This window comes from Winslowiella arboricola (genome assembly GCF_025527015.1).
Classification (GTDB): Bacteria; Pseudomonadota; Gammaproteobacteria; order Enterobacterales; family Enterobacteriaceae; genus Erwinia; species Erwinia arboricola.
In genome coordinates, this window is sequence record NZ_JAODIM010000042.1 from 275774 (window position 1) to 291363 (window position 15590).

General features: G+C 51.6%; 16 protein-coding genes. 14 read left to right on the top strand and 2 right to left on the bottom strand.

All coding sequences use genetic code 11. The features are described 5' to 3' along the window. Positions 1-38: 38 nt before the first annotated feature. The 12 genes from N5923_RS15575 to N5923_RS15635 all read left to right on the top strand — a co-directional run bounded on the left by N5923_RS15575 (position 39) and on the right by N5923_RS15635 (position 11939). Positions 39-953: an ABC transporter permease subunit gene (locus N5923_RS15575; RefSeq protein ID WP_267143648.1), complete on the top strand. Its 915-nt coding sequence runs from the start codon at positions 39-41 to the stop codon at positions 951-953. Between the two features lie 10 nt (positions 954-963). Then, entirely contained in the window at positions 964-2250 is a 1287-nt protein-coding gene (gene livM, locus N5923_RS15580) for a high-affinity branched-chain amino acid ABC transporter permease LivM (RefSeq protein ID WP_267143649.1), read from the top strand. Then, positions 2247-3122 carry an ABC transporter ATP-binding protein gene (locus N5923_RS15585; protein ID WP_267143650.1) on the top strand — a complete coding sequence of 292 codons (876 nt, stop codon included), beginning with the start codon at positions 2247-2249 and terminating at the stop codon, positions 3120-3122. Before livM ends, N5923_RS15585 begins: the two co-directional genes overlap by 4 nt. Next, complete coding sequence (locus N5923_RS15590) at positions 3119-3835, top strand: ABC transporter ATP-binding protein (protein ID WP_267143651.1); 717 nt, start codon at positions 3119-3121, stop codon at positions 3833-3835. The genes N5923_RS15585 and N5923_RS15590 overlap by 4 nt, the downstream gene beginning before the upstream one ends. A 494-nt stretch (positions 3836-4329) precedes the next feature. Further along, positions 4330-5034: a fimbria/pilus periplasmic chaperone gene (locus tag N5923_RS15595; protein ID WP_267143652.1), complete on the top strand. Its 705-nt coding sequence runs from the start codon at positions 4330-4332 to the stop codon at positions 5032-5034. A gap of 102 nt (positions 5035-5136) precedes the next feature. After that, entirely contained in the window at positions 5137-7626 is a 2490-nt protein-coding gene (locus N5923_RS15600) for a fimbrial biogenesis usher protein (protein WP_267143653.1), read from the top strand. Positions 7627-7682: 56 nt separating this feature from the next. Then, positions 7683-8240 (top strand): fimbrial protein, encoded by a 558-nt coding sequence (locus N5923_RS15605; protein WP_267143654.1) that lies wholly within the window; start codon positions 7683-7685, stop codon positions 8238-8240. An 80-nt stretch (positions 8241-8320) separates the two neighbouring features. Further along, the gene (locus N5923_RS15610) at positions 8321-9196 is read left to right on the top strand and encodes a hypothetical protein (RefSeq protein WP_267143655.1); all 876 of its coding nucleotides are present in this window, start codon (positions 8321-8323) and stop codon (positions 9194-9196) included. 298 nt (positions 9197-9494) lie between these two features. Then, the gene (locus tag N5923_RS15620) at positions 9495-9740 is read left to right on the top strand and encodes a YmjA family protein (RefSeq protein WP_267143656.1); all 246 of its coding nucleotides are present in this window, start codon (positions 9495-9497) and stop codon (positions 9738-9740) included. 215 nt (positions 9741-9955) lie between these two features. Beyond that, positions 9956-11080 (top strand): alkene reductase, encoded by a 1125-nt coding sequence (locus N5923_RS15625; RefSeq protein ID WP_267143657.1) that lies wholly within the window; start codon positions 9956-9958, stop codon positions 11078-11080. A gap of 15 nt (positions 11081-11095) precedes the next feature. Then, the gene (locus N5923_RS15630; protein WP_267143658.1) at positions 11096-11410 is read left to right on the top strand and encodes an ArsR/SmtB family transcription factor; all 315 of its coding nucleotides are present in this window, start codon (positions 11096-11098) and stop codon (positions 11408-11410) included. A 142-nt stretch (positions 11411-11552) separates the two neighbouring features. Then, a complete protein-coding gene (locus N5923_RS15635) occupies positions 11553-11939 on the top strand; it encodes a hypothetical protein (RefSeq protein ID WP_267143742.1) in 387 nt (128 codons plus the stop codon). Between the two features lie 323 nt (positions 11940-12262). On the opposite strand, the gene N5923_RS15640 is transcribed toward N5923_RS15635, so the two are convergent. Next, positions 12263-12571 carry a hypothetical protein gene (locus tag N5923_RS15640; protein ID WP_267143659.1) on the bottom strand — a complete coding sequence of 103 codons (309 nt, stop codon included), beginning with the start codon at positions 12569-12571 and terminating at the stop codon, positions 12263-12265. A 232-nt stretch (positions 12572-12803) separates the two neighbouring features. Between N5923_RS15640 and N5923_RS15645 the strand changes: the two genes are divergently transcribed. After that, the gene (locus N5923_RS15645) at positions 12804-13568 is read left to right on the top strand and encodes a DeoR/GlpR family DNA-binding transcription regulator (RefSeq protein ID WP_267143660.1); all 765 of its coding nucleotides are present in this window, start codon (positions 12804-12806) and stop codon (positions 13566-13568) included. A gap of 53 nt (positions 13569-13621) precedes the next feature. On the opposite strand, the gene N5923_RS15650 is transcribed toward N5923_RS15645, so the two are convergent. Continuing rightward, on the bottom strand, positions 13622-14422 hold the full coding sequence (locus N5923_RS15650) for a Cof-type HAD-IIB family hydrolase (RefSeq protein ID WP_267143661.1): 801 nt from the start codon (positions 14420-14422) through the stop codon (positions 13622-13624). Between the two features lie 498 nt (positions 14423-14920). Here N5923_RS15650 and N5923_RS15655 point away from each other — a divergent pair, with 498 nt between their 5' ends. After that, positions 14921-15403, top strand: a complete 483-nt coding sequence (locus N5923_RS15655; protein WP_267143662.1) for a glutathione peroxidase — start codon at positions 14921-14923, stop codon at positions 15401-15403. Positions 15404-15590 lie beyond the last annotated feature (187 nt).

Below are 15590 nucleotides of genomic sequence, written 5' to 3' on the forward strand. Positions count from 1 at the left end.
GTAGCCCTGCTGCCTTATCACAGGCGAGACTGTTCACAATGGATGCATTCTTACTGCAACAGCTGATTAACGGGCTGACGTTGGGCGCGGTATATGGCCTGATCGCCATCGGTTACACCATGGTTTACGGCATTATCGGCATGATTAACTTCGCTCATGGCGAAGTCTATATGATTTCGGCATACCTCTGCGCCATTGGCCTCGGGCTGCTCTCCTTCTTTGGCATTCACTCCTTTCCGCTGCTGATCTTTGGCACGCTGATCTTCACCATCGTGGTGACCGCTGTTTACGGCTGGGCGATTGAACGGATTGCCTACCGTCCGCTGCGTAATTCGACGCGGCTGGCACCGCTGATCTCGGCCATTGGCATGTCGCTGATCCTGCAGAACTACGTCCAGATCAGCCAGGGACCGAATCAGCAGGGGATCCCGACGTTGCTGACCGGCGTATTGCGTTTTGATGTCGGCGACGGCATCGTGCAAATCACCTGGACCAAAATCTTTATCCTGCTGGCGGCGCTGGCCGGGATGGCGCTGCTGACATGGATTATTCAGTTTACCCGACTGGGGCGCATCTGCCGCGCGACGCAGCAGGATCGCCGAATGGCCTCGATCCTTGGTATCAATACCGACCGGGTGATTTCGCTGGTGTTTGTGATGGGCGCGGCGATGGCCGGGCTGGCGGGGGTGCTGGTGACCATGAACTACGGCACCTTTGATTTCTATGCCGGCTTTATTATCGGCATCAAAGCATTTACCGCTGCGGTGTTAGGCGGCATTGGCTCATTGCCGGGCGCGATGCTTGGCGGGTTACTGCTGGGCATCGCCGAGGCGCAATTCGCCGGGCTGGTGAACTCCGATTACAAAGACGTTTTCTCGTTTGGCTTGCTGGTGGTCATCCTGATTTTTCGCCCTCAGGGGTTGCTGGGTCGTCCGATGGTCGCGAAGGTTTGAGGGATAAACGATGACAGATATGGCTATCAAGCCGGGGCTGAATATCCGGCAGTGCCTGGTCGATATGGTGCTGGCCGGACTTTGCGCGCTGGTGGTGTTTGGACCGATCGTTGGGGTGATTTTAAAAGGGTACAGTTTTACGCTCTCGCCCGGACGCGTGGCGGTGCTGGTTAGCGTGGTGATGGTGGGGCGCCTGTTGTTAAGCCTGGCGCTACAAAGCCAGCGCGGGCGACGCTTTATCAGCCGTTTTGAGGGCGCGGATGATGGCGTCTATGTGCGCCCGGCGGGTTATCAGTCGCGTCTGCGCTGGATTATTCCGCTGCTGCTGCTGCTGGCGATGCTGTTTCCGTTTATCGCCACTAAATATCTGCTGACGGTGGCGATCCTCGGCCTGATCTACGTGCTGCTGGGGCTGGGGCTGAATATTGTCGTGGGGCTGGCGGGGCTGCTTGATCTCGGTTATGTGGCGTTTTATGCCATTGGCGCTTACGGGCTGGCGCTCGGCTATCAATATCTCGGTTTGGGCTTCTGGGCGATGTTGCCGCTGGGCGCGATTCTGGCGGCGCTGGCGGGCGCGTTGCTGGGTTTTCCGGTGCTGCGTATGCATGGCGACTATCTGGCGATTGTCACCCTCGGTTTTGGCGAAATCATTCGCCTGGTGCTGACTAACTGGCTGAGCTTTACCGGTGGGCCAAATGGCGTATCGGTGCCCGCGCCGACCTTTTTCGGTCTGGAGTTCGCGCGTCGCGCCAGGGATGGCGGTGTGCCATTCCATGAGTTCTTTCACACCACCTACAATCCCAATCTGAAATTTATCTTTATCTATGCGGTGCTGATTCTGGTGGTATTGCTGGTGCTGTTTATCAAACATCGTCTGACACGGATGCCGATTGGCCGGGCGTGGGAAGCGCTGCGTGAAGATGAAGTCGCCTGCCGCTCGCTGGGACTGAATCATGTGCTGGTCAAGCTTTCTGCTTTTATGCTGGGGGCGTCGACCGCTGGCGTCGCCGGGGTGTTTTTCGCGACTTATCAGGGGTTTGTTAACCCAACCTCTTTTACCTTCTTTGAATCGGCGCTAATTCTGGCGATTGTGGTGCTGGGCGGAATGGGTTCGACGCTGGGAGTGGTGCTGGCGGCATTTGTACTGACCGTAGCGCCGGAATTATTACGCAGTTTTGCCGAATACCGGGTGCTGTTATTTGGCGTGCTGATGGTGCTGATGATGATCTGGCGACCACGCGGGCTGGTGCGCACCAGCCGCGTCGGTGTTGCGGTTCGCAAAGGAGTGGCGCCATGAGTGACAGTATTCTGCGTGTGGAACATCTGATGATGCACTTTGGCGGCATCAAAGCGCTGAACGACGTTAACCTTGAGGTGGAGCGCGGCTCAATTACCGCGCTGATTGGTCCCAACGGCGCAGGGAAAACCACGGTATTTAACTGCCTGACCGGATTCTATCAGGCTTCCGGCGGCGCGATTATGCTTAACGCGCAATCACGCATGACCGATGTGATCCAGGTGCTGGGACAGAAAATTCGCCCGGCGGATTTTCTCCATCCTGCCCGGCTGGGGTCGCGCATCTGGTACAAAATGTTTGGTGGCACGCACCTGGTGAATCGCGCCGGGCTGGCGCGCACCTTCCAGAATATCCGCTTATTCCGTGAGATGTCGGTGGTGGAAAATCTGATGGTGGCCCAGCATATGCAGGCCAATCGCAATCTTATCGCCGGGATTTTCAACACCCCGGGTTATCGCCGGGCGGAAAATCAGGCGCTGGATCGGGCCTTCTACTGGCTGGAAGCGGTGGAACTGGTGGAGTGCGCCAACCGCCTGGCGGGTACGCTCTCCTACGGTCAGCAGCGCCGGCTGGAGATTGCGCGCGCGATGTGCACCGGGCCAGAGATGATCTGTCTTGATGAGCCAGCTGCAGGTCTGAATCCGGTGGAAACTCGCGCGCTCAGCCGCATCGTACGCACGTTGCGTCAGCAACATGGGGTCACGGTGCTGCTGATTGAACATGATATGGGGATGGTGATGGAGATTTCCGATCAGGTGATTGTGCTCGACCACGGTGATGTGATTGCACGCGGTACGCCGCAGGAGATTCAGAGCAATGTGAGTGTGATCGCCGCCTATCTGGGTGCTGACGAACAGGAGATCGCCGGATGAGCCAGCCGTTACTGGAGTTTCGCCACGTCGATGTATTTTACGGTCCGATTCAGGCACTGAAAAGCATCTCGCTGACGGTTAATGAAGGGGAAGCCGTTTCGCTGATTGGCGCCAACGGCGCCGGAAAATCGACCTTACTGATGTCGATCTTTGGTCAGCCGCGTATTGCCGCCGGACAGATTCTCTATCGCGGCGCGGATATCAGCCAGAAATCCACCCACTTTATCGCCAGTAATGGCATTGCGCAGGCGCCGGAAGGGCGGCGTATTTTCCCGGATATGACGGTCGAGGAGAATTTGCTGATGGGCACTATCGCCATCGGCAGCCGCTATCAGAAGGAGGATAAGGCGCGGATGTATCAGTTGTTTCCGCGGCTGGAGGAGCGTCGCAGTCAGCGCGCCATGACCCTGTCGGGCGGGGAACAGCAGATGCTGGCGATTGCCCGCGCGCTAATGAGCCGGCCTGAATTGCTGTTGCTGGACGAACCCAGTCTCGGGCTGGCGCCGATTGTGGTGAAGCAGATCTTTCAGATTCTGCGCGAGCTGACGCAGCAGGGGATGACGCTGTTTCTGGTGGAGCAGAATGCGAATCATGCACTGAAACTCTCTGACCGCGCTTATGTGATGGTTAATGGTGAGATTCGCCTGACTGGCAGCGGCCAGGATTTACTGGTGAATCCTGAAGTGCGTAGTGCTTATTTGGGTGGGGTGTGATCTGAACTCTGCAAAGGGGAATTGCTGGTGAGTTATGAGAATGGCAAAGTACAGGGTCGGCAGGGGCGTTTATTGAAACGCCTTTAACGTCACCTCATCTTTGTCAGCCTGTTATATCAATGATGTCTTTATATGCCATATAAAGACATCGCTATAAAAATCATCATACTGCTTTTTCTGTTCTGTAATCCTCCGGTTAAATCGCGGCATACCCGCAATGGTCTGGTTTATCTGACCAGTCTGATTCTTAAGGTTTTGTCTTACCGGGGTATAGCAATTTTTCGCATCGCTGCCTTATAATTCTCTGCATCGAGATTAAGTAATTTCTTATTCCAGTAAAGATTCGGCACTGACTACAGAATGAATATTCTGTTCTGACCTGACGGCTGCCCGGTATTCAGGGGTGATAAGCTTGCAATCAAGATATCAGACGCCAGTAATCTTATGGTTAATATAATAACGTTTGTTCTGTGTTTGCCGATGGTGAGGGTTTTATGACTGTAACTTTTAATAAACAGGTTGTTATTGCTCTGGGTGTTGCTGCGTTATATTTAACGGCATTTTCATCTATCGCGGATGGCGGCGTATCTATCCAGGGGACGCGGATTATTTATCCCCTGCATGCGAAGCAGCAAAGTATTACGGTCAGCAATACCTCGGCTAAGGATGCTTTTCTGGTGCAGTCCTGGACAGAAGATGCGGCGGGTAAAAAAAGTAAAGATTTTGTGGTGACGCCACCGTTATATCTTAGCGGCCCGAAGAATGAAAATATTCTGCGTCTGATGCAGCTTAACAGTAATGTGCCGCAAGACAGAGAATCGCTGTATTACTTTATTGTTAAGGCGATTCCGTCAGTGGATGATGCCAGCGGAACGAATAAGAGTGTGCTGCAGATTGCCACCGCCAGCCGTATTAAGCTGTTTGTGCGGCCTGCCGGACTGACGCCCGAGGCAGCCAGAGCGCCAGATTATCTCAGTTTTCAGCATCAGGGTAGTCAGCTGAATATTGATAATCCAACGCCTTATTATATTACCCTGACGCGCATCGAATGTGATGGTAAAGGGGTTAAAGATATTATGGTTGCGCCAAAAAGCCATGCATTTGCATCATTGCCGACAGGCAGCGCCAGATCAATAACTTTTAGCACTATCAATGATTATGGCGCAATCAGTAAAGCGGAAACTAAAGAGATAAAATAGTTTGCTGTGAATGGATAAGTTATTTCTCTGCGCTATTTAACCTGTCGTCAATTATAAATGAGTTGATATAAATTGATCTGTTCACGTTTTTCTTTATCGCTGATGACAAAATCGCTGATATTGCTATTCCCAATTTCTGCCATGGCAAAGTTACATTTTGATCCATCAATGATTGATGGTAACGCTGATTCAGTTTCCGACCTGTCGCAGTTTGAACGCGAAGGGACTCAGCTTGCGGGCGCTTATCCGGTAGATATCTATTTAAATGGCAATAATGTCGCCAGCCGGATAATTGGTTTTATGCCAGCGCAGAACAGTGCAGAGGCACATGATGTTACCGGCCTGGTCGCCTGTCTCAGCAAAAAAGATCTGCTGGCGATGGGGGTCAATATATCCGCCTTTGCCGCACTGAATTCACGGGCGGATGATTATTGTGTTTCACTGGGCAAAGATATTCCGGGGGCTTACAGCGCATTTGATTTTAGCAACATGCGACTGGATATCAGCATGCCGCAGGCTGCGATGCAAACTCAGCCGCACGACTGGATTGCGCCGGAACGTTGGGATGAAGGTATTAATGCCGCGCTGCTCAGCTATCAGTTTAGCGGCAGTGAAAACAGCGGCCGCTATGGTAACAGCAGCAGCCACTACCTGAATCTGAACAGCGGGATCAACTTCGGGCCGTGGCGTTTACGGGATAACAGCAGCTGGAGTGATTACGAAAGCCGCAACGGCTATCACAGTGGCTGGCAGCATCTGAATACCTCGGTTCAGCGGACCATTATTCCGCTGCGCAGTGAACTGACGATGGGGGACAGCAGCACCAGCAATGAGGTGTTCGATGCGGTTTCTTTTCGCGGGGTCGAGCTGGCAACCGATGACAATATGTACCCCGACACCCAGCGCGGTTATGCGCCGGAGATCAGAGGCATCGCCAGAAGCAATGCTCAGGTCAGCATCCTGCAGCAGGGCAATGTGATTTACCGGACTTTTGTCGCACCCGGCGCCTTTGTGATTAATGATCTGTTTCCGCTATCAACCGGTGGCGATCTTGAGCTCGAAGTGAAAGAAGCCGATGGCTCGGTACGGGTTTCTGCCATTCCGTATGCGTCGATTCCGCTGTTACAGCGACAGGGACATCTGCGTTATGCGCTGACCGCAGGTGAATATCGCCGTAGCGGCAGCAATTATGCCACGCCGTCATTTGTTCAGGGCACGCTGTTGTGGGGACTGCCACACAATATTACCGCGTATGGCGGCGCACAGCTGGCTGAAGAGTACCAGGCAATAGCGCTGGGCGCGGGCATCAACCTTGGGGTATTGGGCGCAATATCCGCGGATGTGACCCAGGCCAACAGCACGCTGCCGGATGGCGCCCGGCAGAATGGGCAGTCGCTGCGTTTTCTGTATGGCCGAACGCTGGCGTCTACCGGCACCACCCTGCAACTGGCGGGTTATCGTTACTCAACCCAGGGGTTCCATACACTGGAAGAGACAGCGCTCAAGCCGAACAGTGGCGGCTATGACAATCTGAACAGTAACAAGCGTGAACGGCTGCAGGTCAATATTACCCAGCAAATTGGCGACTCAGGCTCGTTAACGCTCAGCGGCAGTCACCAGACTTACTGGCATAACGCCGCGGCGGCGGACACGCTGCAGGCCGGTTTTAACAGTCACTGGGGGAGTGTCAGTTACAGCCTGGCATATAGCTACAGTCAGCAGGACGGACAGCCGCACCCGGATAAAGCGGTGCTGTTTTCGCTCTCCGTACCGCTCACTTTCGGCTCGGCGCATGACAGCAGTAAACAGCATCAGGTCTGGGCGACCTCCACGACCAGTCGCGATGGTGACGGCAATCTCAGTCAGCAGACGGGCCTCAGTGGTACGGCGCTGGAAGAGAATAACCTGAACTGGAGCGTGACGCAGGGTTACGGACAGCGCGAAGGGACAAATGGTGACGCCAGCCTGGATTACAAAGGCACCTATGGCAATGTTGCTGCGGGTTATGGCGCCAGCAATGGCTACCGTCAGCTGCGTTACGGCGCTTCCGGCGGGATAGTGGCCACCGGTAGTGGGGTCACGCTGGGGCAACCACTGGGCACCACCAATGTGTTAGTGGCGGCGCCTGGCGCGGCGGGGGTACCGGTGGAAAATGAAACCGGGATCCACACCGACTGGCGGGGTTACACCGTGGTGCCGTATGCCAGCGTATACCGCGAGAACCGGGTAACCCTGGATGTCAGTCACCTGAATGACAATGTTGATATTGATGATGCGGTAACCCGGGTTATTCCGACACGTGGAGCGCTGGTTCGCGCTGACTTTAGCGCCCATACCGGCGTCCGTGCGCTGGTGACACTGATATTTAATGGCAAACCGGTGCCTTTTGGCGCCATCGTCAGCGCCGGGGATGCCGCCAGCAGCGGTCTGGTGGGGGATGAGGGACAGGTCTACTTATCCGGTTTATCGGCTAAAGGCATTATCAGCGCAAAATGGGGTAATGAAGCGAACCAGCAATGTAGCGCGCATTATCAGTTAAATGAAAATAACCTGCAGCAATCGTTAATTCAGATTCAGCAAATCTGTAAGTAATTTTTTTATTAATCCACCGAGGTAGTCATACCTCTTCTGCAAAAAAGGAAATATCGATGTCATTAATCACCCATAAAATAACGGCTTTGGCTTCTGTGGTTGTTGCTCTGTTTGTCTCTTCGCTGAATGCACAGGCGGCGTCGGAAAGCGCCACGGTAAATATTACGGCGGAAGTGGCAGATAATACCTGTACGCCGGAATGGGGAAGTTCAGAGGTTAATGTGCTGATGGGCAAAGCTTCGCAGCATGATTTTACCGGCAAAGGGAAGGTTGTGTTGTCTAAGCCTTTCACCTTAAAACTGAAAGATTGTGGTGATGCCGCCTCTCAGGTGACCGTTACCGCCAGTGGTCTGGTTGATGCGGGTGATGCCGATGCATTCGCCAATACGCTGAATGCCGAATCAGGTGGCGCTGGCGGCGTAGCGATTCTGCTGTATGGCGGTGAAGATCAGAGTAAAAAAATTACCCCTAATGGTGCCACTCCGGTGACCTATAAAGTGATTAGCCATAAGGTAGATATGAATTTTACCGCGAAACTGGAACAGAGCAGCGCCGCTGCCGTCACTGCGGGTAATGTAAAAAGTGTTGTGACGATGCAAATTAACTACGAGTAAAACAGCGGTAAGCTATCAGGCGTATTCCCGGATAAATTAATTAAGGGGTGTGCTCAGGTTATTATTTGAGAAATGAAATCATGGTAAAAGTAATAGTGTGCGCACTCCTTGCAAGCTGCTCTTTTCTGGCGTTTGGCGCGGTTCCGGAGACACAGCTGCATATTAATGAAAGCAATTTTAAACGTTATATCAATCACGAAAAGGTCGCGCTGGATGAAAAGATAACTATTCGGGTTGATGAGTCAATACTGGCAGGCCAGTCAGCGAGTGTTGAGGTTCAGTGGGCGGGCTGCAAAGCGCAGGGCGGTTCTTCCGGCTTCGATATGCAAATCATCGGGTTACGCGATCTGCCAGAGGTGCATGACAGTTATCAGATGAAACCGGGTGAGGCGCAGTTCCAGACCACGGCATGGATAACCATTACCCGGAAAAAATCTGAGGAGATGATCTCCAAGCGCCAGGTATATGAGTGCAGTCTGCTTGGCACCGAATATTATCCGGTCTCTGTTAAAGATAAGCTGATTGCAAAACTGATTGTTACCATTGAGGTGCCACGGCCCAGCTGTTCAATAACGGTGCCGGCGACGATTAACGTGCCGCCAGTGTCGAGGAAAAATCCGCAGACGAGGGTTGCGCTGCCGGTACAGCTGGAGTGTGAAAAAGCCGATCAGTTTCAGTTTATACCGGATGTTTCACTGACGCTGACCAGCGATGCGCATGATGTTCACGGGCGTTTGCTTGAAGACGATAACCTGACGCTGCAAATGCTGTATGGCAGTGATGTCCCGGATCAGGAAGGAAACGAGTGGCTGGCTAACGGCGAGCAAAAATATCCGGTAGGAAAAATCAATGGTGAAAGTAAAACCGTTACGCCAGTTATTAAAGCGACGATTAAAGAGGGTGCAGTACCTGAAGTGCGTAAGGTGAATGCGACATTGACGATGAATTTTTCGTAAGCGGTGCGGATAAATAATATCTGATGGATTAGGCAGGGCGGATCGTTTGAACCGCCATGGGGGACGCCGCCCCTCGCAAACCAGCAATTTATCGTCCAGACTTAAACCAAAGACGTAGTCTGCGCAGGCAATGTGTTTTACACTGCGCGCTGCAAAAAACGGGCTATTACCACGTTGAAAGGAAGGACGTTAATCTTCCCGAAAGATGAGACAGACGTGGATGCCACGGTGAAACTGCTCAAGGTCTGAATAACTCGGCCTGGCCCTGCGCCATTTACATTATCCCCTGGAATTACGTATGAACAATGAAGTACCGCTTAAATATTATGACATCGTGGATGAGTATTCGACGGAAACCACAGCGCCGGTTAACGAGCCAGAACGTGAACCTCTGGCGCGCTATTTCCAGTTGCTGATCACCCGCCTGATGAATAACGAAGAGATCAGTGAGAATGCGCAGAAAGAGATGGCCAGTGAAGCGGGCATCAGCGAGCTGCGTATTGATGAGATAGCGACCTTCCTGAATCAATGGGGCAATGAATAGCGCCTGTTGAGGCCATTTAATAAGGGATGCAAATGTGCCCATGCATCCTGTCCTTATAAGCTATCCGCCTGCTCGTTAACGGAACAGCGTCGCAGCCATGCCGGGGATGGAACCCTGATCGGCGCTGATACATTCATCTTTAGCAAAAACACATTTACACATTTAAATGTATGAATATAATGAGGCCATCTTTTACAAAACGGACAACGCTTTTCATGACCCATAAATCCCTCTTCACCCCATTTCAGCTTGGAGAATTCACGCTCCGTAACCGTATTGCTCTTCCTCCGCTGACACGTTGTCGCAGCGAACAGCCTGGCAATATTCCGGGGGACATGATGGTGGAATATTATCGTCAACGCGCAAGCGCCGGATTTATGGTCACCGAGGGCACGCAAATTGAACCACGGGGCCAGGGTTATGCCTGGACGCCTGGTATTCACAGCAAGGAACAGATCAGCGGCTGGAAAAAAGTTATTGAGGCTGTTCATCAGCAAGGTGGGGTGATTTTCTGTCAGCTCTGGCACGTCGGGCGTGTTTCTCACAATGCGCTTCAACCGGGAGAACAAGCGCCTGTCGCACCATCCGCCGTTGCTGCTGAAGGCGTCCGCGTATTTATCGAAACAGGGCCTGGTGCCGGTATATTGACCTCACCAAGTATGCCGCGGGAATTAAGCACTCAGGAAGTTAAAGATATCGTCGAACTTTATCGCCAGGCGGCGGAAAATGCTCAAGAAGCCGGGTTTGATGGCGTTGAGCTTCACTCTGCGAATGGCTATCTTATTAATCAGTTTATCTCTGAACACACCAACTTCCGTACCGATGAATACGGCGGTTGTTTAGAAAACAGACTGCGTTTTCTGAAAGAAATTATTGTTGCGGTGAGCTCTGTTTTTGGCAGCGATAAAGTCGGCGTCCGCTTTGCACCGCTCTTTAGCAGCACTGATGAAGAGCGTGTTTATCTGGGACTGGTAGAAAGCGATCCGCATACGACCTATATTTCAGCGGCGAACATGTTAAATGAACTCAAAATCGGCTATCTGTCGATTGCTGAGGCTGACTGGGACAACAGCCCGGAGATGCCTGAAGATTTCCGCATTGCGCTGCGCGAAACATTCAGTTCCCCGATTATGTATTCCGGACGTTATACCCGGGAGAAAGCTGAGTATGTGCTGAGCAAGGGATGGGGGGATTTCTTTGGCTTTGGTCGTACCTTTATTGCTAACCCGGATTTGCCAGCGCGATTTAAACAAAATGCCGGCCTGAACCCCGTCGATAGCGCTTCGCTGTATGGTGGAACCCGTAAAGGATATACTGACTATCCTGTTTACAATTCCTGAACCTTGTGAGGCTGCATGTCGCCTGAAAATGCCATGAAATTACTGTCCAACCCAACCCGTCTGTCAGTATTGAAATGGCTGAAAAATCCAGGCGAATCTTTTGCAGCCTACACCCAGCTCTATGACTACGATTTGTATGGCGTTTGCGCCAGCCTGATTCAGGACAAAGCAGGGCTTTCACAACCCGCCACATCGCTATGCCTGAAAGTCCTGCAGGATGCCGGGCTGCTGGAAGCAAGCAAATCAGGCAAGTGGACATATTACCGGCGCTGTGAACCGCGGATTGATGAGGTTGCATCAGCACTCGGCGATTTCCTTGAAAACTTGTAAACAGACCTGACTGAATAGCGGTCAGCACAACGCCGGTGATACTAACTGATCGGCGTTAACGTCAGCGCCGCTGGTCTTGCTAAGGGGGACATCAATGTATGTCTCCGCGAAGAGTAAACGGCTGAAAGGAGAGGGCATCGATATGCAACCAATACGGCTGATGGGTGAAGGGTACGAAGCCTGTGTCGAGCAGTCAGGCGAGCGGTTGACCTGGGATCAGCCTGTCGACTCAGGGTTTGTCAGCTTCAGCTTCAGGTTTGAGATTCGCCAGGTCGATGTGGATGTGCTGCTTACCGATGACTACAGGCGTGCCGTTCTTGAAACCACTGCACATGCCTTGCTACAGCATTCGACGATGCAGGGGAATGCCCGCTTCAGCCAAAGCGACTTCGATGGCCTTGTCGCGGATACGCTTCACTCCACGTTCGATTTTCTCCAGGCGTTTATTGCGCGGGTGAGTCGCGAACATCACATTGCTATTGATCACTATGTAAAAGACATATTGGACCGACGCTCTGCAGCAAAATAAGCGTGGTTCATCTGAAGTGAAAACCTGTGACCGGCGTTGTCTGGCACGGGATGACCTGATCGGTATCTAATTCGGTCAGGATTACGAACTGTTCGATGACAGTAAAGGCCTCGGGCCGGACATCAGATTACACAGTACCGTAGCCAGCTCATTGTAATTATCAATTTGGTCTTAAACGATGCAGGCAAGTTTGCTGAATATTAGGTATATCAGCTTTGCGCTCATCAGTGCCCGAGGTTTTTTCTGTGGCGGTTTAGTGCCAGGAGCGGACATAAGTGACTCACGTCTGGCAATTTCTAATGGCCCATTCGTAGCAAGCAGACTCATATTTTTTTAAATGCCAAAAACCTTACAGACAGGATGCCGCTAAGGATATCAAACATCTGATCCCTGTCTGGCATCCCGGTCTTCTTATCTGTATGAGCCAGAATTAGCCAATAGACAATTAAGCCTAATACCGGACGAATTTGTTGTTGCGGTACAGCTAATACTTGACCGATTTCAACCGCGAGGCGGTTCGCGATTACAGGAAGAATGCTGATCAGGCATTCCAGGGAATTATCAAGAAGACGGGGATATTGTTTCTTCAGACTACCGGATTGTGATTCTGCAACATAAAGCACGAAACTCATTGGCATACCGATATGCTGATGCCTCCTGAACCAGGTTGAACTCTAATTAGCCAGGTCAGACATCCTTTGTTCAAAGTCCGCTCCGTTCATAATCTCACACATCTTCTCTTCTCCTGATGAAGACTGTTAAATGGTGCATGATCTGTTTCGTCATCTGTGTATGATAAAGGTAAGATTGATATGCTTCATTGTGTATAATTATGCAATATTGTGTTCATTGTAAGGTTTAGAAATGATTGACTACGACGCGTTGCCTGAACAAAGACAGGAAGTGATTTATCAGATGCTGCAGCAGACCGGGAGAGTTATTGGCGCAGACATTGCCCGACAACTGGGAGTGTCTGAACATACAATACGCAGGGATCTGCAGGCTATGGTGCGTAAGGGAATGTGTAAAAAGGTCTACGGGGGGGCCGTCAGTCAGTTCAAGCAATCAGCCAGCTTTGAGACGCGGGTTATGCACAGTATTGAAGAAAAGACGAGTGTTGCTAAAAGTTGTGCTGAGCTCATCAAACCCGGAACCTGCATCTTTATAGATGGAGGGTCAACTTACCTGGCGATGGTGGAGTTTATTCCCCCTGAGTATGAGCTGACAATTGTCACTAACTCTCCGCAAATAGCCGCTGCGCTGAGTGGACGCCTGAAGGGTGAAGTCATTATGCTCGGCGGGAAACTCAATGCGCAGACAGGCAGTGTTCTGGGGTCACAGCCACTGGAGGGAGTCAGGGAAATGTTGTTCGACCAGATGTTTATCGGGGTCTGCGGGTTAGATATTCAGGCAGGGCTGACTGCGGTTTACTATGAAGATGCCTGCTTCAAGAAAGAGGTGATGCGTCAGAGCAATGAGATTATTGCCGCAGTGATTGCCGACAAGATGCCTCAGGTCGCGCGATATAAGGTCGCGTCATGTGAGGACATTGATATCGTTGTGGCCAGCAGTCTGACTGAAACCGACTCACTGGCTCACACAAGTGTCAGGCTGGTCGTTGCAGGCTGACCAGCACACTGGCTGGCAGGAAGATAAGAAAATTTAGTCTTCCTGCTTCGTCATCATGACTGCAATACGACTATGCGGTTAATTGTTTCCATCACCGCACTCTCATCGTTAGTACCGGTGACGAAACGCGCCGCCGTTTTTACTTCCTCAAACGCATTACGCATAGCAAAGCTATAATCCGCCTGCACCAGTAGCTCCAGGTCGTTATATCCGTCACCGAATGCCATCGTTTCATCTGCTGTCACTCCGAGGATCTCCTGGAGTTTCTGAACCGTACTGCCCTTATGCACGCCATACCCTGCAATGTCTATCCATGAGGCTTCGGACACCACGATATAGACTTCATCCTCAAAAGGACTGAGATGTGGGCGAGTCTGCGGGCAATTTCCCTGCTCATCGAAAACCGTGATTTTTACAAAGTCACTTTTTACCGTACTGAAGTCTTCGGTCTCAATCATACGCGTGTAGGAGCGTCTGACTTTGTCCTTGAGGTGTGGGGAAATGTCGGAACGAACCACTGCGCCCTCTGGCGTACAGGCAATAATAACATGCGATGAACTCACTTCCTGAAGCGTGTTGATGATTGCCATGCCTGAAGCGTTCTCAATCAATGACTGAAAGGCAAATTCACCGTTATGTTTAATTCGCGTGGCGCTGTCGCCAACAATCCATATGTCTTTGCTGTATTCTCCAAAAAGCTCTTCAACGCGCTCACACTGCTTTCCTGTGCATGCCGCGAAATGTATACCACAGGCCGACATATTTCCCCACGTCTTCGCAAAAAGCTCACGGTCATAGTCACCATGGCTGTTTAAAAATGTTCCATCAAGATCAGAAATAATCAGCTTTATCATGTTTTTCACCTTGCGTGCTTTGCAGCAATTGTCGGTTATCAGGGAATGTCTTTGGTCTTCAGCCTGAGGACAGCCCAAATTAACACTGCGCGCTCTGCCATGCAATGTTGTGTTCACTTAGCCTGAGTGAATTGAACATAAGTGTGCAAAAGGTAACACAAACACATGGGAAAAGTCGTTAGCCTGTGAAAGTGTAATTGTCAGGGTGCGAATGACTATACCTCGCTCATACCTGTCCAATGATGACGCAATGTTTGGTTTCGTGCCAAAATGCACACAACTAACATCATGGTGTGTTAATCAACGGGAGGCAGGTCAACGATCGCCTGTTTGTTGTTCTTTTCGTTCGACTTTGCAAAGATATATCGCACACTATTCCAGATCTGCCACGCAATCAGGAACAGGATCGACTCTCCACGCCCCATAACTTGTTCCCCGGCAGCATCGTGCTACGTGGCAATGTCGACGTCGAACTGGTGCCGCTTTGAGGATTCCGATATGACCACCTTTCATCAATTTACAGCCACCAGCCTTGGCGGCCAGCCTATCTCTATGGTCGACTATGCTGGTAAGGTAGTTCTGGTAGTTAATACCGCCAGCCATTGTGGCTTCACGCCACAATACGGCGGCCTTGAAGCGCTCTACAAGAAATACGCCGGCCAGGGTTTGGTGGTGCTTGGTTTCCCCTGCAACCAGTTCGGTAAACAGGAACCCGGCGGCGCCGACGAAATCGCGCGGACCTGCCACATTAACTACGGTGTGAGCTTCCCGATGTTCGAGAAAGTGGAGGTCAACGGAACCGCAGCGCACCCGGTGTTTCGTTATCTGAAAAACGAATTGCCCGGCGTGCTGGGTGGGCGGATCAAGTGGAACTTCACTAAGTTTCTGATCGGACGCGACGGTAAACCGCTCAAGCGTTTTGCATCGATCACCACCCCGGGGAAAATGGAAGCCGCAATCCTTGCTGCACTTGAAATCTGAGTTTTTCGGTAATTCGAACCATTCCGTTTTAGAGCATTTCCGAAAAACTCATTCTCCGTGGGAGGCTAACTTCTGCCCCTCGCTCATAGCGGACCTTGCGGCGCTTTGAACGGTCCGCTTAGTGCCAGAAGCGGACATGATGGCTATCGCCAAACATATTCAAAGTTTCAGGTCACAACGGGTACGT

Excerpts from the sequence above, each read along its gene's own strand:
- N5923_RS15575 (WP_267143648.1), top strand. The coding sequence starts at position 39 with ATGGATGCATTCTTACTGCAACAGCTGATTAACGGGCTGACGTTGGGC.
- livM (WP_267143649.1), top strand. The coding sequence starts at position 964 with ATGACAGATATGGCTATCAAGCCGGGGCTGAATATCCGGCAGTGCCTG.
- N5923_RS15585 (WP_267143650.1), top strand. The coding sequence starts at position 2,247 with ATGAGTGACAGTATTCTGCGTGTGGAACATCTGATGATGCACTTTGGC.
- N5923_RS15590 (WP_267143651.1), top strand. The coding sequence starts at position 3,119 with ATGAGCCAGCCGTTACTGGAGTTTCGCCACGTCGATGTATTTTACGGT.
- N5923_RS15595 (WP_267143652.1), top strand. The coding sequence starts at position 4,330 with ATGACTGTAACTTTTAATAAACAGGTTGTTATTGCTCTGGGTGTTGCT.
- N5923_RS15600 (WP_267143653.1), top strand. The coding sequence starts at position 5,137 with ATGACAAAATCGCTGATATTGCTATTCCCAATTTCTGCCATGGCAAAG.
- N5923_RS15605 (WP_267143654.1), top strand. The coding sequence starts at position 7,683 with ATGTCATTAATCACCCATAAAATAACGGCTTTGGCTTCTGTGGTTGTT.
- N5923_RS15610 (WP_267143655.1), top strand. The coding sequence starts at position 8,321 with ATGGTAAAAGTAATAGTGTGCGCACTCCTTGCAAGCTGCTCTTTTCTG.
- N5923_RS15620 (WP_267143656.1), top strand. The coding sequence starts at position 9,495 with ATGAACAATGAAGTACCGCTTAAATATTATGACATCGTGGATGAGTAT.
- N5923_RS15625 (WP_267143657.1), top strand. The coding sequence starts at position 9,956 with ATGACCCATAAATCCCTCTTCACCCCATTTCAGCTTGGAGAATTCACG.
- N5923_RS15630 (WP_267143658.1), top strand. The coding sequence starts at position 11,096 with ATGTCGCCTGAAAATGCCATGAAATTACTGTCCAACCCAACCCGTCTG.
- N5923_RS15635 (WP_267143742.1), top strand. The coding sequence starts at position 11,553 with ATGCAACCAATACGGCTGATGGGTGAAGGGTACGAAGCCTGTGTCGAG.
- N5923_RS15640 (WP_267143659.1), bottom strand. The coding sequence starts at position 12,571 with ATGAGTTTCGTGCTTTATGTTGCAGAATCACAATCCGGTAGTCTGAAG.
- N5923_RS15645 (WP_267143660.1), top strand. The coding sequence starts at position 12,804 with ATGATTGACTACGACGCGTTGCCTGAACAAAGACAGGAAGTGATTTAT.
- N5923_RS15650 (WP_267143661.1), bottom strand. The coding sequence starts at position 14,422 with ATGATAAAGCTGATTATTTCTGATCTTGATGGAACATTTTTAAACAGC.
- N5923_RS15655 (WP_267143662.1), top strand. The coding sequence starts at position 14,921 with ATGACCACCTTTCATCAATTTACAGCCACCAGCCTTGGCGGCCAGCCT.